Raw genomic sequence first — 21833 nt, 5'->3', positions numbered from 1 at the left:
TTTTAAATCATAATATTCGTGTACGTACACGAATATCAAGGATTTAGTTGCATATGTTTAATAAGTCAATTATTACGTATAGCTGACAAATGTAGTTTCGGTGACAATCAGAATTAGAGGGTTTTTGTAAGCGTTTTCTCCTCTGGGTTGGAACGGATTTTTAATTTTGGTATTTCGTGTTCGAACACGCAACATGAAATTTAGTTTTAAGATACTACGTGTACGAACACGTTTTAGGGGGTGATCAAGAAACTTTAGGACATTTTTTTTCAATGAAGTCGAGTTTGATTTTTGAAAAGTAGAGGGGGAACTAATATGAAAAAAGTTAGTCTGCTAGTATTGCTATTAGGTTTAGCTATGATGTTAGCTGCTTGTGGCGGTGATGAGGAAAGTTCTGAGGCGGATGCTTCAGAAGTTATCGGTGAAGATCTTGAGGGTGCAACAGAATTAACATTTTGGACCTTCAACGAATTACACATGAACATCTTTAAGGATGCTGTTACTCGTTGGAATGAAGAACATTCTGATAGACCAATTAAGTTGACTGCTGAGACCTACCCTTATGACAATATGCATAATAATTTACTTTTAGCTCTACAATCTGGTAAAGGAGCTCCAGATATAGTAGATATTGAACTTGGTCGTTTTCCAAATTACTTACAAGGTGAACCACAGTTATTACCAATGAATGAATATGTTGAACCGGTTAAAGACCAGTTTATTGAGTCAAGATTCGATATTTATTCAAAAGACGGTACGTACTATGGTTTACCAACGCATGTAGGAGCAACCGTTGCTTATTATAATAAAGAAATTATGGATGCAGCTGGTGTAGATATTGATTCAATTGATACTTGGGATGACTATGTAGAAGCAGGTAAGCAAGTTGTTGATAAAACAGATGCAACTATGGTGACACTTGAAACGGAAGACTACTGGTCGTACTGGCCTTTACTTGCACAACAAGGTTCGGACTTCTTTGATGAAAATGGTGAAGTTATTCTTGATAATGAAACAAATGTAAAGACATTGCAGTTTATGCATGACATGGTTTATAAGCATGGAATTGCAGAGCTTACACCTGGTGGTGGTCACCATGCAGAAGAATATTATGGATTTATGAATGATGGTGGAGCTGCATCTGTCATTATGCCAATGTGGTATATGGGTAGATTCACAGATTACATGGAAGATTTAAAAGGAAAAATCGTGATTCGTCCAATGCCAAGATGGACAGAAGATGGAAATCGTTCTGCTGGAGCTGGTGGTACAGGAACAGTTGTCACAAATCAAACAGAGAATCCTGAACTTGCAAAAGAGTTTTTAGCTTATGCTAAGCTTACAGAAGAAGGAAATCTAGCACTTTGGGAAATTATGGGCTTTGATCCGCCGATGTGGACAGTTTGGGAGAGTGAAGCGATTCGGGAGGATAATAAATACTATCAATTTTTTGGTACTGATATTTTCGATACGCTTTTAGACATCCGTGATGAGATTAACTCAATTAACATTACGGCTCGAAATCCTATTGCTCAGCAACAATTAACGACAAATGTATTTAATAACGTTTTAAGAGCACAATCACAGTCTCCTGAGGAAGCGTTAAAACAAGCTGCGGATGAAATTCGTAATAACTAAAATGAGATGGGGAGGTAAGGTACATAATAATTATGTACCTTACAACCTGTCATGCATATGGGAAAGGAGTAAATCGTGATGAATCCGGTAACTTCAACTAAACAAGAGTCGATAAAAAAACGACCAGTGAAAGATTTACTTATGTCAAAGAAGATTGCACCTTACGTCTTTGTATCTCCGTTTGTCATCTCATTTTTAGTTTTATTTTTATACCCGCTAATTAACGGAGTTGTAATGAGCTTTCAGAGCATCCTCCCAGGACAAATTGAATTTGTTGGCCTAGCAAACTACGAGAAAATATTTAATACGACGTTCTATCGTGCCCTTTATAATACGACGATTTACGTTATATTAACGACAGTCATCTTAGTAGTATTACCTATGGTTATGGCAACTATATTAAATTCAAAGGTAATAAAATTTGCAAACTTTTTTAGAGCAGCATTATTTATCCCGGCTTTAACATCAGTTATTGTTGCGGGTGTTGTATTCCGTCTTATCTTTGCTGAATCTGATGCTGCAATTGCAAACTCAATTATTGGTTTCTTTGGAATGGAGCCTGTTCAATGGCGATATGGGGCAGGAACTGGGATGTTTTTGATGGTATTACTTTGTTCATGGAGATGGCTTGGGGTAAATATTATTTACTTTATGGCAGGTCTATCGAATATTTCGAAAGAGTTATATGAAGCAGCAGACATTGATGGTGCAGGGGTATTTCAAAAGTTTTTCCATATTACTTTACCTCTATTAAAGCCTGTAACGATTTATGTTGCAACCATTACAGTAATTAACGGATTTAGAATGTATGAAGAGAGCTTTGTATTTTGGGAAGCTGGTTCACCTGGGAATATAGGATTGACTGTTGTCGGTTATATTTATCAACAAGGGTTCCAGATGAACAACATGGGCTTTGGTTCGGCTATCGGTGTTGTGTTAATGGTTATCATCTTTATTGTTAGTATTATTCAACTTAAATTCTTTGGTGCTTTGAAGAAGGAGGGGTAAAAGAATGACACAATATGGAAAAGTACTATCATGGGTATTGGTCATAATGGTAGGAATCATCGCTTTTCTTGCAGTGTTTCCATTATTATCTCTCATTATTTCTTCATTTAGACCTTCTTCGGAATTAATGAGGAATGGGATTACGCTTGCAGTACCATTAGACCAGTTGAATTTCTCAAATTATACCCATATTTTTACTCAGGCAAGTAGTTATTGGACTTGGTATATGAATAGTATTCTGATTTCGGCATTAACGATTGTTCTATCATTATTCTTTTCATCAATGGTAGGTTACGCTTTAGCAGTTTATGATTTTAAAGGAAGGCAATTTATTTTCATTCTAGTTCTTTTGATTTTAATGGTTCCGTTTGAAATTCTAATGCTTCCTTTGTATCGATTAATGACAGCTTTAGGATTAATTGATACGTATATTGCCGTTATATTACCGATGGTTGTTGCCCCAATTGCTGTATTCTTTTTTAGACAATACGCTATTGGATTACCAAAGGAATTAATGGAATCTGCAAGAATTGATGGGTGTACAGAATACGGAATATTCTTTAAAGTAATGGCGCCGTTAATGTTACCTTCATTTGCTGCAATGGCCATTTTACAAGGTCTTGGAAGCTGGAACAACTTCTTATGGCCATTAGTTGTACTTCGTTCAAATAGTATGTTTACTTTACCTATTGGTTTGTCTACATTACTAACACCATACGGTAATAACTATGATGTACTGATTGCAGGTTCAGTAATGACTGTATTACCAGTTATCATATTGTTCTTATTCTTCCAACGCTATTTTATCTCTGGCTTAACTGTTGGTGGAGTAAAAGGTTAATAATATGTACCATAAAAATTAAAATATAAATATTAACTATGGAGTGGATAGGAATGAAACATAACGCAGTACTTAATGTTGATGTTGAGAAAGGAAAAATAAATAAGAATATTTATGGACATTTTGCTGAGCACTTAGGAAGATGTATTTATGAAGGAATCTGGGTTGGAGAAGATTCACCAATTCCTAATACGAAAGGGATTCGTAATGATGTACTTGAAGCATTAAAGAATATTAACGTACCGGTTCTACGTTGGCCAGGTGGTTGCTTTGCTGATGAATATCATTGGAAAGATGGTGTCGGTCCAAGGGAATCACGTAAAAGAATGGTAAACACACACTGGGGTGGCGTAGTCGAAAATAATCACTTTGGAACACACGAATTCATGCTCTTATGTGAACTACTCGAATGTGAGCCATATATTTGTGGGAATGTTGGAAGTGGTACGGTACAGGAAATGTCAGAATGGGTTGAATATATGACATTTAAGGGCGAGTCTCCTATGGCGAATTGGCGTCGTGAGAATGGTAGAGATGAAGCTTGGTCACTAAAATATTTTGGTGTTGGGAATGAAAACTGGGGTTGCGGCGGTAATATGCGTCCAGAATATTATTCTGACTTATATCGTCGTTACCAAACGTATGTAAGAAACTACGATGGAAATAACATCTATAAAATTGCTGGCGGAGCAAATATTGATGATTATAATTGGACGGAAGTTTTAATGCGTGAGTCAGCAAGGTTTATGGATGGCCTGAGTCTACACTATTATACAATTCCGGGTGACTTCTGGTTAGGTAAAGGTTCTGCAACCGGGTTCCCAGAGGACGAATGGTTTATTACGATGAAAAAAGCTCTGCATATCGATGAGCTTATTTCAAAACATAGCACGATTATGGATAAATATGATCCGGAAAAACGAATTGGTATGATTATTGACGAATGGGGAACTTGGTTCGATGTCGAGCAAGGTACGAACCCAGGATTTTTATACCAACAGAACACGATTCGTGATGCACTTGTGGCAGGGGTTCATTTCCATATTTTCCATGACCATTCAGACCGTGTTCAAATGACAAACATTGCTCAAACGGTAAACGTTCTTCAGGCAATGATTTTAACTGAAGGCGAAAAAATGATTTTAACACCAACGTACCATGTGTTTGAAATGTACAAAGTTCATCAAGATGCAACGAAATTAGCACTTGATGCTAAAGTTGATAGCTATGAGTATAACGGGGAGAAAATTCCTCAAGTTAGTCTATCAGCGTCAAAAAATAATGAAGGAACTACCCATGTAAGCTTGTGTAATCTTGACCATAAAAATGATGCAAGTGTAGATTTGGACATTAGAGGGTTAAATACTTCAGAGGTTACGATCACGGGAAGAATTTTAACTGCTTCTACAATAGATGCTCACAATACGTTTGAAAACCCTGAAAACATCAAGCCTGAAGCATTTAATGGCTTTACATTAGACGGCGATACACTTTCGATTAGTTTACCGCCAATGGCTGTTGTAGTTCTTGCCATTAAATAGAAGGGAGAGGCCAATGATGAGGGAACGGAATGTATGTAAAGGGTGTACAGGAAATGTGTCAACAATGAATTCAGAGCCAATTATTTACGATTCAGATCCCTCATTGGACGAGAATATTGTTGAGGAGGAGCAGTATAAGAGAAGGTTAAACCAATGTTTAGCCTGCTCCTCTTTACAAAATGGAACAACGTGTATTCATTCTGGTGCACTTGTTGCTTTTCGAGCAAGGTTTCGTGATAAAGATTGTCCTTTTCCGGGGAAGTCGAAATGGTGACAAAATCCAAGGTTTGGAGGAGACATAATGCAAACTAACGTCATAATGAGTAAGTTGAGCTCGATGCTATCGTGGGTAACAAAACTAGCTTATTTAAATGGATTATGGCTTCTTTTCAGTCTAGCTGGTTTCGTCTTCATTGGTTTTTTCCCGGCAACAGTAACAATGATGGCAATTTGCCGAAAATGGTTAAATGGTGAAGAGGACATTCCTTTATTTAGAACGTTTTCTCAAGGGTTTAAAACGGAGCTAGTTAAAGCGAATTTATTAGGATGGTTTTTTACTGCGATAGGCATCGTCTTATATTTAAATTTTCTAGTTCTCCAAGCTAATATGAATTCGGTGAATATCGTTTTTATCTCAGCATTTTACTTATTTGTTTTCTTATTTATTCTTGCGCTAACTCATGTGATACCGATGTATGTACACTATCATATGTCTTTATTGACTTGTATTAAAAACGCTTTTATTGTCGGCTTAGTTAATATGCATATTTCGTTGGCAATAATTGTTAGTCAATCAGCTATCTATTATTTATTGTTTTCTTATCCAGCGGGAGCTTTATTCTTTTTAGGAAGTGTTCTTTCTATGATTCAAATGTGGCTTGCCTTGCGTTCCTTCAAGAAAATAGATAATAAAATGAACAATACAAATCAATTTGAGCAGGCAACTATTTAATGTTAGTTGGGAGGTGATTGGAAAACACAATCATTAAAAATACTGAGTTTCTTACATTCATCAAATAACGTGTACGATCACGATAAAGAAGGGAAGATGAATAATGGCTATTAAAGCGTCAATGACGATAGATAAGGAATTTAAAATTGGTGAAATTGATAAACGAATTTACGGTTCATTTATTGAGCACTTAGGACGTGCTGTATATGAAGGAATCTATGAGCCGGGGCATCCAGCAGCAGATGAGCAAGGTTTCCGAAAAGATGTAATAGAGCTAGTTAAGGAATTAAAGGTACCTCTAGTTCGTTACCCAGGTGGTAACTTCGTATCTGGCTACAATTGGGAGGATGGTGTCGGTCCAGTTGCAGAACGACCAAGACGACTAGATTTAGCATGGAGAACGACAGAAACAAATGAAATAGGTACAAATGAATTCATGGATTGGGCAAAAAAGGTTAATGCTGAGGTCAATATGGCAGTTAACTTAGGGACACGCGGAATTGATGCAGCTCGTAATCTTGTAGAATACTGCAATCATAAATCTGGCTCTTATTGGAGTGATTTGCGAATTTCTCACGGTTATAAAGAGCCACATAAAATCAAAACATGGTGTCTAGGAAATGAAATGGATGGCCCTTGGCAAATAGGTCATCGTACAGCAGATGAATATGGACGAATTGCAGTTGAAACAGCTAAAGCAATGAAATGGGTTGACCCATCGATTGAGTTAGTAGCGTGTGGAAGTTCAAATCGTCATATGGCAACGTTTGCTGAGTGGGAAGCGACAGTTCTTGATCATACTTATGAGCATGTTGATTATATTTCCCTTCATACTTATTACGGTAATCGCGATAATGACCTAGGGAACTATTTAGCACAATCGATGGATATGGATCAATTTATCTATTCTGTTATTTCGATTGCAGACTATATTAAAGCGAAGAAGCGTAGTAAGAAAACGATTAATCTATCGTTTGACGAATGGAATGTTTGGTATCATTCGAATGAAGCAGATAAACAAATCGAGCCATGGTCAATTGCACCTCCGCAGCTAGAGGATATTTATAACTTTGAAGATGCCCTACTAGTTGGAAGTATGTTAATTTCGATGTTAAAGCGCGCTGACCGTGTCAAAGTTGCTTGTTTAGCTCAGCTTGTAAATGTCATTGCCCCAATTATGACAGAAAAAGGTGGGGAAGCTTGGAAACAACCAATCTTCTATCCTTATATGCATGCATCTGTCTTTGGCCGTGGTGTTGCACTAAACGCTATCGTTTCTTCGCCAAAATATGATAGTAAGGACTTCACAGATATTCCTTACTTAGACACTGTATCTGTTTACAATGAGGAAGATGAAACAGTAACTATTTTCGCTGTGAACCGTCATCAAACTGATACGCTTTCTCTTGATGCTGATATTAGAAGTTTCGAAGGCTATAAAGTAGTAGAACATATCGTGCTTGAAAACGATGATGTAAAAGCAACAAATCAACAAAAACGTGATAATGTTGTTCCGCACAATAATGGTGATGCGAAAGTAGATGGAGGATCTCTAACAGCGAATCTTTCAAAGCTTTCATGGAACGTTATCCGCTTAGCAAAGTAATACGCTATATTGAAAAGCTACCAGCCTAAGGTATAAACGACCTTGCTGGTAGCTTTTTCATTTTTTTAGAATAAAAATTATATAAACTAATTATGAAAATCCCCTAAAAATATAAAGGATATCGAATTATAATCTGATAATATAAGGAAAATTCAAACTTATAATGAACAATAATAGTTTTTGTTATATAATAAAAGGGTTACTTCAACGCTTTGCAGTGTTAATAGTCAAGCAAAGGTATAAATAAAGAGGGAAAATAGGGGGAAGAGAAATGAAAATGATGAAGGGACTTTTATGTGCAGCGGCATTATTGTTGTCCGCCTGTGGAACAATTGAGAAATCTACAAATGAAGAAGTGTCTAGTGAAAATAATGTAGAGGAAGAAGTATATACGTTTAAGGTTGGTCATATTGCACCACCCGAGGAGGCATACGCTTTAGGGTTTGAGGCTTACGCCGAGGCTGTTCGGGAAGCAACTGAAGGTCGAATCCAATTTGAAATTCATGGAAATGGTTCATTAGGTGGCGAAAGAGAACTATTGGAGGCTGTTCAATTAGGGACACTAGATATGAGTGTTATTACTACGGGCGTTGTTAGTAATTTTGTTCCAGATGTTACAGCTCTGGAATTTCCATTCTTATATAGAGATTTAGAGCATGCCTATAAAACATTGGATAGTGATATCGGCCAGGACATTTTAGACAAGATGTCAGAGGCAGGTTTTAAAGGAATTGCTTTTTGGGCTAATGGACAGCGACATTTAGCAAATAATAAGCGACCGATTCGCTCGCCAGAAGACCTTAAGGGTTTAAAAATGAGAACTATTGAAAGTGAGCTGTTAATTGATACATATAGCAGCATTGGAACAAACCCAACACCGATGGCCTTCCCTGAAGTTTACGGCGGATTACAGCAAGGAGTTATTGATGGGACTGACCAGTCTTATGGTGTTATTTGGAGTACAAAAACGTACGAGCAGCTTCCTTACTTTTCAGAGTCTGGACTTTATTATGCGTCAGCTACATTATTAATCAATCAAGAATTATTTGAGAGCTTACCAGAAGATCTTCAAGAAACAATTGTAAGTCTTGGGAAAGAATTTGCCAAGGTTCAACGGGAAATCTCAGAGGAGCTCGAGCAACAAAACCATGATCATTTAATTGAGAACGGTGTTGAAATTATTCCGTATGAGGAAGTAGACATCGAGGCATTTAGAGAGCTTGTTCAACCAGTTTATGAAAAGTATGCAGACGAATACGGACATTATATTGATAGAATTCAGGTAATTGAATAGGAAAAAGGGCGAAGGAACATGACGGTTCCCTCGCCTTTTTTATATGAAAATTTTCACCGTTTATAGGAGTGATTTAGGACAACCAGTTTCTTTTATCTCCATTCATGACGAGAAGAGGATAAACATACCTTCAATAATAAGAATGGGGGGATGGCAAATGGAAATATCGGTAAGACAGGGCGATACTTTTTGGTATTATAGTCAACTCTTACAAATTCCGTATCGCTTTATTGTAGATTCAAATCCTAACTTAAACCCAGAAAGGTTAAGAGTAGGAGTTAGGGTTTCTATACCTGGATATGTACTAACAATGTATCAAATTCAACCAGGTGATACGTTATGGGCCATTGCTCGGAGGTTCGCAATTCCGCTCGACTTACTATTATTGACGAACCAACAAATCGTTCCGCAGTTATTACAGGTGGGTCAAAACATTCTTCTTCCACAAAGAATAACGAGAAAAATTATACGTGGGCAAACCTTTTACTCGTCGGCTGTATTGCAACGGGATTTACGAGAACTAAGCGAAGCTTATCCGTTTATTAGACGTGAAGTAATTGGGTACAGTGTTATGGGGAAACCAATTGAAGAAATAAGAATTGGTCGAGGGTCAAAACGAGTTCATTTTAATGGCTCCTTCCACGCCCATGAATGGATTACAACTCCAGTGTTAATAGAATTTATTAACGAGTATTTACTTGCTTTAACAAATTCAACGCGAGTAAGAGGCTTAGATATGAGTCAATTTTACGAATCGGTAGAGCTTTCAATTGTCCCGATGGTGAATCCAGATGGTGTCGATTTAGTAATTAATGGGCTGCCGACTCAAGAGCCTTATCGACGGAATGTTTTAGCTATCAACCAAGGAAGCACAAATTTTTCTAGTTGGAAAGCGAATATCCGAGGTGTTGATTTAAACAATCAATATCCGGCAAAGTGGGAAGAAGAAGCAGCTAGAAAGCCTCAAGCTCCAGCTCCACGGGACTTTCCTGGTTATGAACCCCTTTCTGAGCCAGAAGCAATTGCTATGGCACAACTAGCTGGAGAGCGTCAATTTCAACGAGTATTAGCGTTTCATACTCAAGGCAAGGTGATATATTGGGGATTTGAAGGGTTAGAACCAGCAGAATCAGAGCGAATCGTACAAGAATTCACACGTGTTAGTGGATATCGCTCAGTTCAATATGTTGATAGCTTTGCGGGGTATAAGGACTGGTTTATTTTAGAATGGCAACGGCCTGGATATACGATTGAGCTGGGGCGAGGAACGAATCCATTGCCTTTGTCTCAGTATCCAACAATTTATCAAGAGGCGCTTGGAATTATGTTAGCAGGTATGTATTTGTAGTCAAGCAGTTGCTCGCTCAACTAGAGGTGATGTGACCCCCTAAAGTTAGAGTTTTATATTAGGCTGCTAATTGGCTGGTATGAATACGGTATTGAACCGGATTCATGCCTGCCAATTTTTGCTTTATGCGTTTGTTATTATAATAATTGATATAGTCTTCAATTCTCTTTTTTAATTTCTCAAATGAGCAGAGTGCCTCACCATAATACATTTCTTGTTTTAATAATCCGAAAAAGCTTTCCATAGGTGAATTGTCTAAGCAATTTCCTTTTCGTGACATACTCTGGAACACCTTATGTTTCTTTAGAGTTTTTACCCATTTTTTATGTTGATAATGCCAGCCTTGATCAGAATGAACAGTCGTTCTATACCTTGAATCTTTTACTATTTCTAAAGCTTCCTCAAGAGGTTTAAGAGCCAATTCTAAGGTTGGACGCATATTTATCTCATAAGAAAGAATTTCGCCATTAAACAAGTCCATAATTGGATTTAGGTACAGTTTTACACCATCTGAGCACTTGAATTCTGTGATATCTGTTGTTAATTTCTGATGACACACACTTGTGTGAAACCGACGATTGATAAGGTTCTTGGCAACAGTTCCAATTGTTCCTTTGTAAGAACTATATTTTCGTGACTTTCTACTAAATTTCTTGCATTTAAGCCCAAGTTTATTCATGATGCGTTGAACCTTCTTGTGATTCACTTTGAGCCCATCTTGTTTTAACTCCAAACAGATACGACGATACCCATAATTCCCATTATGTTCCTCAAACTTGGATTGGATGCATTCCTCGAGTTTCTGATTCGGATTCTCCTTCTTGATCTCTTTTATATGATAATGGTAGGAGGAATCAGGAATTCCGACTCTTTGTAGAACATCTTTTAGTTTGAACTTTTCTTTGAGTTCGAATGATAACGCTGCTTGTGCTTTTCGAGATAGCCCTCCGGATCCATCTGAAAAGCTCGCAACTTTTTTAAGTATTCTACCTCTAAACGTAGGAGCTCGTTCTCTCTTTCAAGCTTTTGTTCATACGTCATTTCTTTTTCTGTACGTTGTTTTTTTATATTTTTAGCTTTATCAGACATGGGTAGTCTTCCTTTCGTTCTATCCAGGGCTTCAGCACCATCTTCCAAAAAAACTTTCTTCCATGCACCTATCATCGAAGGGGTGGACAATCCAAAGTAAATAGCGGTATCCATCTCTGAAGATCCTGTTCTTTTCATAAAGCTTAATACATCGAGTTTGAATTGGACAGAAAAAGTTTCCCTCTTACTCTTTTTCATCAAACCTGTCGTCCCAAATTTATCGTAAACTTTCACCCATTTTTTTATGGCAGTGCTGTCATTCATACCGTGTTTTTTTGCCAACCTGTCAAACGATAAATGTCCTTTTTGATACTCATGTACCATCATTAATTTAAATTGGTCACTATATTTAGCCATAAAAAACACACCCCAAAGTCAGATTGTTAACTCTAACTTTTGGGGTGCAGTTCACTTTTTTAGTGGCCTTTAAGTAATGTGCGGAGTCGTTGCCATCTTTTTGAAAGCCTGCTATGAGTGAGATAGATTTATTAGAGTAGAGGAAGAAAATACGTTATGATATAAAAAAAGCTTCATAGTGAGAGATGTGGGGGACGTTCAATGTTAAAGGTTTTCTCTTTTTTAAAGCCGTATCGATTTCTTGTCTGGGTTGCTCTATTTTTAATGTTCATGGAGCTTATTGTCGAACTCGTTCAGCCTTTGCTTTTAGCGAAGATTATTGATGATGGGATTATGAATCAGGATTTGGATATGGTTTTAAAATGGGGAGGGATTATGCTTGCCATCTCTTTCCTTGCCTTTTTTTCAGGAATTATTAATTCTTATTATGCTGCTGATGTAAGTCAAAGTATGGGGTATGACATTAGAAATGCTTTATATCATAAAATACAAACCTTTACCTTTCGTAGCTTGGAACGCTTTGCGACTTCCTCTCTAATTACTCGGATGACGAATGATGTTGCCCAAATTCAAAATACCGTTTTTATGGGGCTACGAATTATGCTTCGAGCTCCTCTCGTTGTTATCGGTGGAATGATTATGATTATGACAGTTCATCTGAAAATCGGACTAATATTTATGATTATTATCCCTTGTCTTCTTGTGCTGTTATCGTGGGTATTAAAAAAGGGGAAAATGTTGTTTACGGACGTGCAAAAAAAGCTGGATCAGATCAATCATATCATGCGCGAAAATCTTGTCGGGATTAGACTTATTAAGGCATTTGTTAGACGTGAGCATGAAGGAAGACGATTTGTTAAAGGAAATAAAGACTTAATGCTACACACTATTACGGCTTTAAGGCTTATGGAAGTGACAATGCCATTGCTCTTACTCGTTATGAATGCGGGAATCATGGCCGTGCTATGGTTTGGACATATAACGATTGAAGCAGGTGGGGCAACAGTGGGAGAAGTGGTTGCTATCGTAAATTATGCAACAAGGATTACATCAGCATTTACTTTATTCTCAATGATAGTTGTTGTCTTTTCAAGGGCTCGGGCGTCTGCTGAACGTATAACCGATGTATTGGAAACGAAAAATGAACCAAGGACTCTAACTAAATCTGAGCATCAAGTAAATCAAGGAAGTATAAAATTCCAACACGTGTCCTTCCGGTATTCCTCAAGTGAACACGACATTTTAAATGATATTTCCTTTAACGTAAACCACGGTGAGACGGTTGCCATTATGGGGGCAACTGGGTCAGGGAAATCTACATTGTTTCAGTTAATTCCTAGGTTGTATGAGGTTAATCAAGGTGAGATATTCATTGACGGTCAACGAATTGAAGCGTATGAAGAGAAAGCATTACGAGAGAGCATAGGCTATGTTCCTCAAGAGACTTTTCTTTTCTCGGGAACAATAAAGGACAATCTATCGTGGGGAAATGAACAGGCTTCTTTAGAAGAGATGATCAATGCAACAAAGGATGCACAAATTCATGAGATGATCGAACGATTGCCAAATCAATATGATACGAAAATTGGTCAAAAGGGTGTTAATTTATCGGGAGGGCAGAAGCAAAGACTGTCAATCGCAAGAGCCCTGATTAGGAAACCGAAGATTCTTTTATTAGACGATAGTACAAGTGCTCTTGATGTGAAAACAGAGGCGAAATTTCTCGAATCATTACAGTCCTATTCGTGTACAACGTTAATTATTACTCAGAAACTGTCGACTGCTATGATGGCTGACCAAATTGTGTTAATGGATGAAGGGAAGATTATTGCAAAGGGAGATCATCAAACGCTATTAAAAGAATCTCAGCTTTATCTTACACTTTACCAATCCCAACATAGAAGGGGGGCAACTCTACATGCGTAATCAATTATTGCGTCCATTTCAGTATGAGAAAATCGAGTTGCCTAAGAACAACGAAACGACTAAGGGAAATAGTAAAACGAAGGATTGGGCAGGTACACTCAGGAGGTTATGGGGATATCTGGCGGCGTATCAGAGAAAACTTTTATTCGTTGTTTTATTAGTTATACTTAGTTCTGCATTAGGTTTATTAGGGCCATTTTTGATTGGTATCGCCATTGATCGCTACTTAGTGACGCTAGATGGACAAGGACTCATATACTGGCTCATTGGGTTGTTGGTTGTTTATATTCTTTACTCTGTTACACTATGGCTTCAAAATATGACAATGATTCAAATTGCTCAAAGGACGATTTATTCGCTCCGGACTCAATTATTTACACACCTACATAAGCTTTCCATTCCGTTTTTTGATAAGCGACAGCATGGTGAGTTAATGAGTAGGGCTACAAATGATATTGAAAACATCAGTTCAACGTTAAATACATCAGTGATTCAAATTATTTCGAGTGTCCTTACGTTTATCGGTATTTTAGCTGTAATGCTTTGGTTAAGCCCTTTACTAACCGCTTTAACACTTACAATTATTCCATTCATGGTATTTGGTATGAAGTGGATTACAAAACGGACGGGAACTTATTTTAAGGAACAGCAGCGACATGTGGGTGACATGAATGGCTATATCGAGGAGACGATATCAGGTCAAAAGATAGTAAAGACTTTTTCGCAGGAACAACGAGTCATTGATGAATTTTATAATAAAAATCAGCGATTGAGAAAAGCAAGTTTTTGGGCTCAAACATATTCTGGCTTCATTCCAAAGCTTATGAATGTGTTAAATAATCTAAGCTTCACAATAATAGCTGCTATTGGTGGAGTAATGGCACTTAATCAGATGATTTCAATCGGAGTCATTGTTATTTTCACGGAATATGCTCGTCAATTTACAAGACCATTAAATGATTTAGCGAATCAGTTTAATACACTTTTGTCCGCAGTAGCAGGGGCGGAACGTGTGTTTGAAATGCTAGATGAACCAATCGAACGAGATGTAGAGAATGCGATATCTCTCCCATCTATAAAAGGTGACGTAACCTTTAATAACGTATCATTTTCCTATGGAGAGGAAAAAACTTTATCTAATGTAAGCTTTGAAGCAAGGGCAGGTGAAACCATTGCTTTAGTGGGCCCAACTGGTGCTGGAAAAACAACTATTATTAATCTACTTTCACGCTTTTATGAATTTGATAGTGGGCAAATTCTACTGGATGGCTATGATATAACGAAGATGAAACGGGAAAACATACGTAAGCAGATGGCATTTGTGTTACAGGATACGTTTTTGTTTGAAGGGACAATTAGAGAAAACATTCGTTATGGAAAACTAAAAGCAAGCGATAAAGAGGTGGAAGAAGCAGCGAAACAAGCGAATGCCCATTCTTTTATTTGTAAAATGACAAATGGCTATGACACAGTTTTAAGTCAGGATGGGGGAGGAATTAGTCAAGGACAAAGGCAATTATTAGCCATTGCACGAGCAATATTAGCCGATCCGACCTTATTAATTTTAGATGAAGCCACGAGCAATATCGATACGATGACTGAGATAAAAATTCAAGAAGCGTTACAACGCTTACTGAAGGGACGAACGAGCTTTGTGATTGCTCATCGTTTGAATACGGTCCGTCAAGCCGATAAAATTCTCGTTTTACAGGAAGGAAAGGTAATTGAAATAGGGACGCATGAATCGCTAATAGAAGCAAAAGGGCATTATTTTGAAATGCAGGCAAGATAAAAAAGTGAAGGTGATCGCAAAAAAGTGCTAATTTAGTATTTTTTTGTTCATAGGAAGAAGGGCTTACTTCGTTCATGTCGAACAATTATAGATAACAAATATTGCTGGGAGAAACTAAGGATGAGTAGTGGTTTAGTAGTTGATGAAATACTTCTCTTAAATATACTAATTGTTTTAGCGCCAGTCCTGATTTATAGTGTTCTTTTTGAAGGGAAAGAAGTAGGACAATCATGGCAAATAAGAACCGCATTGCATTCGTTTGCGGCTGTTTTATGTATGGTTTACTCATTTAATTATTTTGATCTTTATTTAGATTTACGTTTTATTCCGTTAACTCTAGCGTTTCTATATGGAGGAGCAAAATCTGGATGGGTCGTTTTTACCATTATTATTATTGCTCGTACGTACATAGGTGGGGAAATGTTAATTGTTGGGTATATATCAACATCAATTGTTGCGATTTTATCTTATCTATTTTCAAAAAGATTTAACAATATAGTTGGAAAGTGGAACCGAGTAAAATATGCAACAACGATATCCGCTATACCTGGTCTTTTTCAATTGATTGCTATTTTCTATATTCTTGATCTTAAAGGATATCTCTCAATAAGTTGTGGTTTAACGATTTTTTATATTGGTGCCTATGCCTTTGCTATCGTTATTTCGATGATGATTGCGACTCTTCTCCATGAGGCCGTAAACGAAAAACAAAAAATTCGCGAAGAGATGATTCAGGTAACAAAATTAAAAACTGTGAGTCAGTTAGCGGCATCGATTGCTCATGAAGTTCGTAATCCGTTAACAGTGGTGAAAGGGTTTCTGCAATTAATGAAAGAGGAGGAAAAAGGAGGACGTTCTCAATATCTGAAATTAATTTTAAGTGAATTAGTTCGAGCTGAATTAATTATCACCAATTATTTGAATTTTTCAAAGCCGCATTTAAAAGAGCTCCAATTAGTTCAAGTGAAGGATTGTATAATGGATATCGTCTCTTTATTATCACCGTTAGCCTTAAAGGAAGGAATTGAATTGGAAGGGGAATACTGTGATACACCCGTTCAAATCGTGACAAACCGCGAACAGTTTCAACAAGCATTAATAAATTTTGTGAAAAATGCCATTGAAGCTACAGAAAAAGGCGGGAGGGTTCATATCCTTTTAAAAAAGAGTAATCAGGATGTGAAGCTATTTATTGTTGATAACGGAAATGGAATGACGAAAGAACAACTGGAGCAAATAGGGACACTCTTTTACACAACTAAAGATGCAGGAACTGGAATTGGAACAATGGTCTCAATCCAAATTATTGAAGCGATGAATGGAACGGTTCACTACCAAAGTGAAGTTGGAAAAGGGACTACGGTTAAAATAACAATACCGATTACAGAGTAAAAACAACAAGAGAGGGCAACGAGATGATGAGAATTCAGAAATACATAAGTGAAACGGGTTATTGCTCTAGAAGAGAAACCGAAAGATTACTATCAGCAGGTCGTATTACTATAAATGGGCAAAAGGCGGAACACGACAGTTTTGTAGAAGAAACGGACACAGTTTTAATTGATAATAAAGAGATAGTACGTAAGAATAAGGATATTTATTTGCTATTCAATAAGCCAGTCGGGATTACTTGTACAGCTCAACCTTTGGTTAAAGATAATATTATTTCATTTCTCAATTACCCTGAGCGAATATTTCCGGTTGGAAGGCTTGATAAACAATCTGAAGGGTTAATCCTGCTAACGAATGATGGCGATATAGTAAATAAGATGATGAGGGAAGAATATCATCATGAAAAGGAATACATTGTGACAGTTGACCGTCCAATCCCTGATGTGTTTTTACAAGAAATGGCTCAAGGAGTTCCGATCCTTAATAAGATGACGAAAAAGTGTCAAGTAAAAAGAGTAAATGAAGATACATTTCGGATTGTTTTAACTCAAGGTTTGAATCGTCAAATTCGTAGGATGACTAAATATTTCGATTATCGAGTGGTACGGTTACAGCGAGTTCGACTGATGAATTTAACCTTAAATGGACTAGCTTTAGGTGAATGGCGAGATGTAGCTAGCGAGGAGCTTGTTCTTTTGAAGAAGCTTCTAAATAATGGAGTTGCCCCATAAGTTCATTTTTATGAGGCAGCTTTTTTTTGTTCCTTAAAGGCGGAAAAAGAAAATCGAATATTCCCTACTATAATTCCTGACAATATAATCACCACGCCTAACCATTGGCTATATAATATCGTTTCAGCTAGGATTAGTGAGGACATCGTTACAGCGACGGGAAGTTCTACCGCTGATAAAATTGTGCCAAGACCAGATCCAATATGGGGCATTCCGATTGAAAATAAGAGAGGAGGTAGAGCTACACCGAAAAAACCTAGAAATACTCCGAATGGCAGTAGGCCGTTCATTAATTCCCCATTAACTAAATAAGTGGGAGGAAGGATAATTGAAACAATCAACAAACCACCAACTGAAAGCCATGCGCTCTTTTGGATAGCTGGAATATTTTTTCCGATAGAGCCGCTTGTATAAATGAAAATAGAGAAAGAAACGGAAGCTAATAATCCCAAAACAACACCAATCCAGGATAGATTCTCAATGTCGGTATTAACAATGCCTGCAGCCAAGAAAGAGCCAATCATCAGCACAAAGATTGAAAGCAGCTTTTTAAATGTTGGTTTCTTTCTTTCAATTACATATTCTAGTAAAGTCCCGATCCATACGAATTGAAATAAGAAAATAATGGCTAATGACGCATCAAGAGTTTGAAGGGATTGATAATAGAAAATCCCAGTTAAGCCCATCGGTATACCGCAAAGAACGATAGATACGATTGAGCGTAAAGTTAAGCGCGTTGTTTTTGAAAATAGAACCATGAGCCAAAGGAGAAGTGCACCGAACAAAAACTGACTCCCTGAAATAGCTGTAAGAGAAAACCCCTGAGCATAAGCTAGCTTTACAAAGGTCGAGAGAACGCCAAAGCAGCAGCCTCCTAAAAAAACAAGGAGTGCATAAACAGATGTCTTCATTTTCATATCTCCTTTTTCGAATACTAGAAAAGCCACACAGAAAGCCGCAAGGGCAACTGTGTGGCGAAAATAAGGCTTACCTTTAAAAGTCCACAGAACTTACAAGTTTTGGTGATATTAACTTAACTGATGTAAATTGTAGCTTGGGAGTAAAATGATGTCAAGGAATTGACGAAAGGAGGTTTAATAATTTATACTCAGAAAGCTAAATAAAGGCATTGTTTTTATAAAAGTGGGTATAAATAGTAGTGGGTTAAAAATAATTCAAATTTATAAAGAGGGGTGAAAGGAATGACTTGGATTAACCGAATTGTCGATACAGGAAACGATCTTCTTTGGACTTATGTTCTTATCGTATTGTTAATTATTCTTGGAATTTATTTCACATTTAGAACGGGTTTTGTTCAATTTCGTTTATTCCCGGAGATGTTTCGACTTATTGGAGAGAAAAAGGATGGCGATAAAGGAATATCTGCCTTTCAAGCGTTTACAATAAGTACTGCTTCTAGAGTAGGTACTGGAAATCTTGCCGGGGTTGCCATCGCTATTGCTTTAGGAGGGCCCGGAGCCGTCTTTTGGATGTGGGTTATTGCGCTCATAGGAATGGCCACTGCATTTGTCGAAAGTACGCTTGCTCAGGTTTATAAAGTTAGAGATGGGGAGCAATTTCGTGGAGGCCCTGCTTATTATATGGAGAAGGCTCTACGTGCCCGTTGGCTCGGTGTAGTATTTGCCATTCTTATCACATTATGTTTTGGGTTAATTTTTAATGCTGTTCAAGCAAATACAATAACGCTAGCTTTTGAAAATGCTTTTGGATTTAACCGTCTTGTACTAGGAGTGATTATTGCTGGTATTGCGGGGTTAATTATTTTCGGTGGGGTTAAGAGAATTGCAACGGTTACACAATATGTCGTACCGATTATGGCTATTCTTTATCTCCTAATTGCTTTGTATGTTGTTTTGACTAATATTACGCAGGTCCCGGCTCTTATTCAATTAATTATATCAAGTGCCTTTGGATTTAATGAGGTTGTTGGAGGAGGAATTGGAGCTGCGATCATGCAAGGTGTCCGTCGAGGCCTATTCTCAAACGAAGCCGGGATGGGAAGTGTTCCAAATGCTGCAGCAACTGCAAATGTCAGCCATCCAGCCAAACAGGGGTTAGTACAATCATTAGGTGTATTTGTTGATACAATAATTATTTGTTCGGCAACTGCCTTTATGATCCTATTAACAGATGTATACCAACTCAGTGATGTAAATGGTATTGAATTAACACAATCGGCATTAAGTCAGCATATTGGGGCATGGGCTCCGAGCTTTGTTGCTATTGCCATTTTATTGTTTGCGTTTAGTTCAATTATCGGAAATTACTACTATGGTGAAACAAATATTGAATTTATTCGGGAAAGCTCAAGTTGGCTTATCGTATATCGCGTTGCCGTATTATTAATGGTTTTATTAGGTTCTGTAGCAGAAATAATGCTCGTTTGGAATATGGCGGACTTATTTATGGGGTTAATGGCTGTTTTAAATCTCATCGTTATTTTCTTGCTCGGAAAAATTGCTTTTTCAGTACTTCATGATTATCTTGATCAGAAAAAAGCAGGAAAAGATCCAGTCTTTACTTCAAAGGCAATTCCAGGTCTTTCAAATACAGAAGTATGGGAAGAAGCTTCGAACAGGAAGGAACAATAGAAATAATCGTACACATAATTTAAAAGCTTGTGAATTCAACTCCTCATAAGAGGTTACTGAAAAAGGTTTCGAGGGCATTGAAAAAACCATTGAAAGTTACGCTAGTTGCAGCGATGGCTTCAATACCCTCAAAAACCAGCCTTTTTTAGTAATCTCAAAAAATGGGGGGTTTTTTCTTTATGTCCAACCATATTTTCTAAACTTGTCTCATAGAAATAAAAGAGAGGTTTGGAGAGGGAGAGAGGACATGAATCGATTTTTTCGCGGAGCCTTACTATTAATAGTTGCAGCATTTGTTGGAGAATGCTTAGAATTTTTAATCAATATGGTGCTTGCTAGAGAGCTAGGAGAAGAGGGGCTTGGGTTGTATATGTCAATTCTCCCCACTATTATTTTTGTTGTTGTTATTGCAAGTATCGAGCTTCCGATATCAATATCTAAATTTGTAGCTGAAAAGGATGAGATTTATCACAGAAGTATGCTGGTACATGCACTTCGCTTTGCGACACTTTGTGCCATCGTATTTATTATGATTGCTTTATTAGTATTTCCACTTATTCCGGTTTTCGATAATTACCATCCATGGGTTCACTGGCTCCTAGTCGTTTTAATCCCAACGATAGCCTATTCCTCTGTTGCTAGAGGCTATTTCATGGGAGCTCAAAATATGCGAAAGATTGCAATTGCTAACTTTTTGAGAAGAGCTGTACAACTCGTCTTTCTTGTTGGAGTGTTCATGCTTTTCTCATTTGAGTTGAACATTGCCATTTTTATCTCTCTATGTACGTTAGTGGCGACAGAAATGGTTGTACTTGCTTATTTAATGATTACGTTTATCGTTCAAATGAGAGTATTAAAACAGCAGCCACGTGCAACGTTAGACGGTAAAAAAGTACGGAAATCACTATTAGAAGTCTCGCTCCCTTCAACAGGGTTAAGAATTTTTCATGCGGCCTCTTTTGCAATTAAACCATTTCTCATTAAAGAGGCATTAATGCGGGCTGGAGTTCTTGAAACGGCAGCGATGGTACAGTATGGAAAGCTTGCTGGTGTTGCCTTTACAATCGGTTTTTTCCCAGCATTTATTGCTCATTCTCTGCTGATCGTTTTGATTCCAACAGTTTCAGAGGCATATTCGAAACGAGAAATTGAAAAGCTCACTAAGCTACTTAGACAAGTGATGCTAATAACAGCTGCATATGGTATACCAGTAATGGTTGTATTTTACTTATTTGCTGAACCTTTAACGAGCCTGTTTTTTGAGGATTCTCCGGCAGCAGGCTATTTAAAAATTCTAGTTCCTTATTTCTTGTTTCATTACTTTGTCATTCCAATGCAGGCGTATCTTATTGGTCTTGGTCTTGTAAAAGATGCATTTTTACATTCATTATGGGCCACAACGCTTTCATTTATCTTAATGTTCTTTCTTGGTTCCATGCCAAGTATGCAAATGGATGGAATTATCCTCGGAATGAATATGGGGGCCGTTTTATTAACCTTAATGCATTATTTTACGATTTGTGAAAAAATCGGGCTGAATATCTTTTTACAAAGGAAATAAAAAAAATCAACGATTGGGTATTCTAAGAAATAAGCTTCTTAGAATACCCTTTTTGATGTCCATTGTGATTCGATAAAGGTCGAGTCCGTTCACATGTTTAAACAGTTGACAACTTATATATAAGATTGTTTGAACACTAACATGG

At 37.3% G+C, this 21833-nt stretch carries 18 protein-coding genes; 15 read left to right on the top strand and 3 right to left on the bottom strand.

Going from position 1 to position 21833, the window contains the following annotated elements:
• Positions 1-315: 315 nt before the first annotated feature.
• The 9 genes from B1R93_RS07395 (at position 316) to B1R93_RS07355 (ending at position 10228) form a co-directional block, all read left to right on the top strand.
• Positions 316-1638 (top strand): ABC transporter substrate-binding protein, encoded by a 1323-nt coding sequence (locus B1R93_RS07395; RefSeq protein ID WP_088103249.1) that lies wholly within the window; start codon positions 316-318, stop codon positions 1636-1638.
• A 78-nt stretch (positions 1639-1716) separates the two neighbouring features.
• A complete protein-coding gene (locus B1R93_RS07390) occupies positions 1717-2646 on the top strand; it encodes a carbohydrate ABC transporter permease (RefSeq protein WP_088103248.1) in 930 nt (309 codons plus the stop codon).
• Between the two features lie 4 nt (positions 2647-2650).
• Positions 2651-3487 carry a carbohydrate ABC transporter permease gene (locus B1R93_RS07385; RefSeq protein WP_088103247.1) on the top strand — a complete coding sequence of 279 codons (837 nt, stop codon included), beginning with the start codon at positions 2651-2653 and terminating at the stop codon, positions 3485-3487.
• A 53-nt stretch (positions 3488-3540) separates the two neighbouring features.
• A complete protein-coding gene (locus B1R93_RS07380; protein WP_088103246.1) occupies positions 3541-5028 on the top strand; it encodes an alpha-N-arabinofuranosidase in 1488 nt (495 codons plus the stop codon).
• Positions 5029-5041: 13 nt separating this feature from the next.
• A complete protein-coding gene (locus tag B1R93_RS07375) occupies positions 5042-5302 on the top strand; it encodes a hypothetical protein (protein WP_133058618.1) in 261 nt (86 codons plus the stop codon).
• Between the two features lie 27 nt (positions 5303-5329).
• Positions 5330-5980, top strand: a complete 651-nt coding sequence (locus B1R93_RS07370) for a YesL family protein (RefSeq protein ID WP_088103244.1) — start codon at positions 5330-5332, stop codon at positions 5978-5980.
• Positions 5981-6083: 103 nt separating this feature from the next.
• Entirely contained in the window at positions 6084-7586 is a 1503-nt protein-coding gene (gene arfA / locus B1R93_RS07365; protein WP_088103243.1) for an arabinosylfuranosidase ArfA, read from the top strand.
• A 271-nt stretch (positions 7587-7857) separates the two neighbouring features.
• A complete protein-coding gene (dctP, locus tag B1R93_RS07360; protein ID WP_088103242.1) occupies positions 7858-8880 on the top strand; it encodes a TRAP transporter substrate-binding protein DctP in 1023 nt (340 codons plus the stop codon).
• A gap of 157 nt (positions 8881-9037) precedes the next feature.
• Complete coding sequence (locus B1R93_RS07355; RefSeq protein WP_088103241.1) at positions 9038-10228, top strand: M14 family metallopeptidase; 1191 nt, start codon at positions 9038-9040, stop codon at positions 10226-10228.
• 58 nt (positions 10229-10286) lie between these two features.
• Here B1R93_RS07355 and B1R93_RS07350 read toward each other — a convergent pair whose 3' ends face one another.
• Positions 10287-11213, bottom strand: a complete 927-nt coding sequence (locus B1R93_RS07350) for an IS3 family transposase (RefSeq protein ID WP_133058600.1) — start codon at positions 11211-11213, stop codon at positions 10287-10289.
• On the bottom strand, positions 11114-11674 hold the full coding sequence (locus tag B1R93_RS07345) for a transposase (protein WP_088103240.1): 561 nt from the start codon (positions 11672-11674) through the stop codon (positions 11114-11116). Before B1R93_RS07345 ends, B1R93_RS07350 begins: the two co-directional genes overlap by 100 nt.
• A 201-nt stretch (positions 11675-11875) precedes the next feature.
• Here B1R93_RS07345 and B1R93_RS07340 point away from each other — a divergent pair, with 201 nt between their 5' ends.
• The 4 genes from B1R93_RS07340 (at position 11876) to B1R93_RS07325 (ending at position 17515) form a co-directional block, all read left to right on the top strand.
• Entirely contained in the window at positions 11876-13600 is a 1725-nt protein-coding gene (locus B1R93_RS07340) for an ABC transporter ATP-binding protein (protein WP_088103239.1), read from the top strand.
• Positions 13593-15392, top strand: a complete 1800-nt coding sequence (locus B1R93_RS07335; RefSeq protein ID WP_088103238.1) for an ABC transporter ATP-binding protein — start codon at positions 13593-13595, stop codon at positions 15390-15392. Before B1R93_RS07340 ends, B1R93_RS07335 begins: the two co-directional genes overlap by 8 nt.
• 120 nt (positions 15393-15512) lie before the next feature.
• Positions 15513-16784: an ATP-binding protein gene (locus B1R93_RS07330; protein ID WP_088103237.1), complete on the top strand. Its 1272-nt coding sequence runs from the start codon at positions 15513-15515 to the stop codon at positions 16782-16784.
• 26 nt (positions 16785-16810) lie between these two features.
• The gene (locus B1R93_RS07325) at positions 16811-17515 is read left to right on the top strand and encodes a pseudouridine synthase (RefSeq protein WP_088103438.1); all 705 of its coding nucleotides are present in this window, start codon (positions 16811-16813) and stop codon (positions 17513-17515) included.
• An 8-nt stretch (positions 17516-17523) separates the two neighbouring features.
• Here the strand turns inward: B1R93_RS07325 and B1R93_RS07320 are convergent, their stop codons facing one another.
• Positions 17524-18426 carry an EamA family transporter gene (locus tag B1R93_RS07320; RefSeq protein ID WP_088103236.1) on the bottom strand — a complete coding sequence of 301 codons (903 nt, stop codon included), beginning with the start codon at positions 18424-18426 and terminating at the stop codon, positions 17524-17526.
• 291 nt (positions 18427-18717) lie between these two features.
• On the opposite strand from B1R93_RS07320, the gene B1R93_RS07315 reads away from it, so the two are divergent.
• Positions 18718-20127, top strand: coding sequence for an alanine/glycine:cation symporter family protein (locus B1R93_RS07315; protein ID WP_088103235.1), 1410 nt, complete (start codon positions 18718-18720; stop codon positions 20125-20127).
• Between the two features lie 247 nt (positions 20128-20374).
• Positions 20375-21688, top strand: coding sequence for a polysaccharide biosynthesis protein (locus tag B1R93_RS07310; protein ID WP_088103234.1), 1314 nt, complete (start codon positions 20375-20377; stop codon positions 21686-21688).
• Positions 21689-21833 lie beyond the last annotated feature (145 nt).

This window comes from Halalkalibacter urbisdiaboli (assembly GCF_002156385.1).
GTDB classification, from domain to species: Bacteria; Bacillota; Bacilli; order Bacillales; family Bacillaceae_D; genus Halalkalibacter_A; species Halalkalibacter_A urbisdiaboli.
Note: the sequence above shows the minus strand (reverse complement) of the source record. Positions and strands in the feature narration are given on the sequence as shown.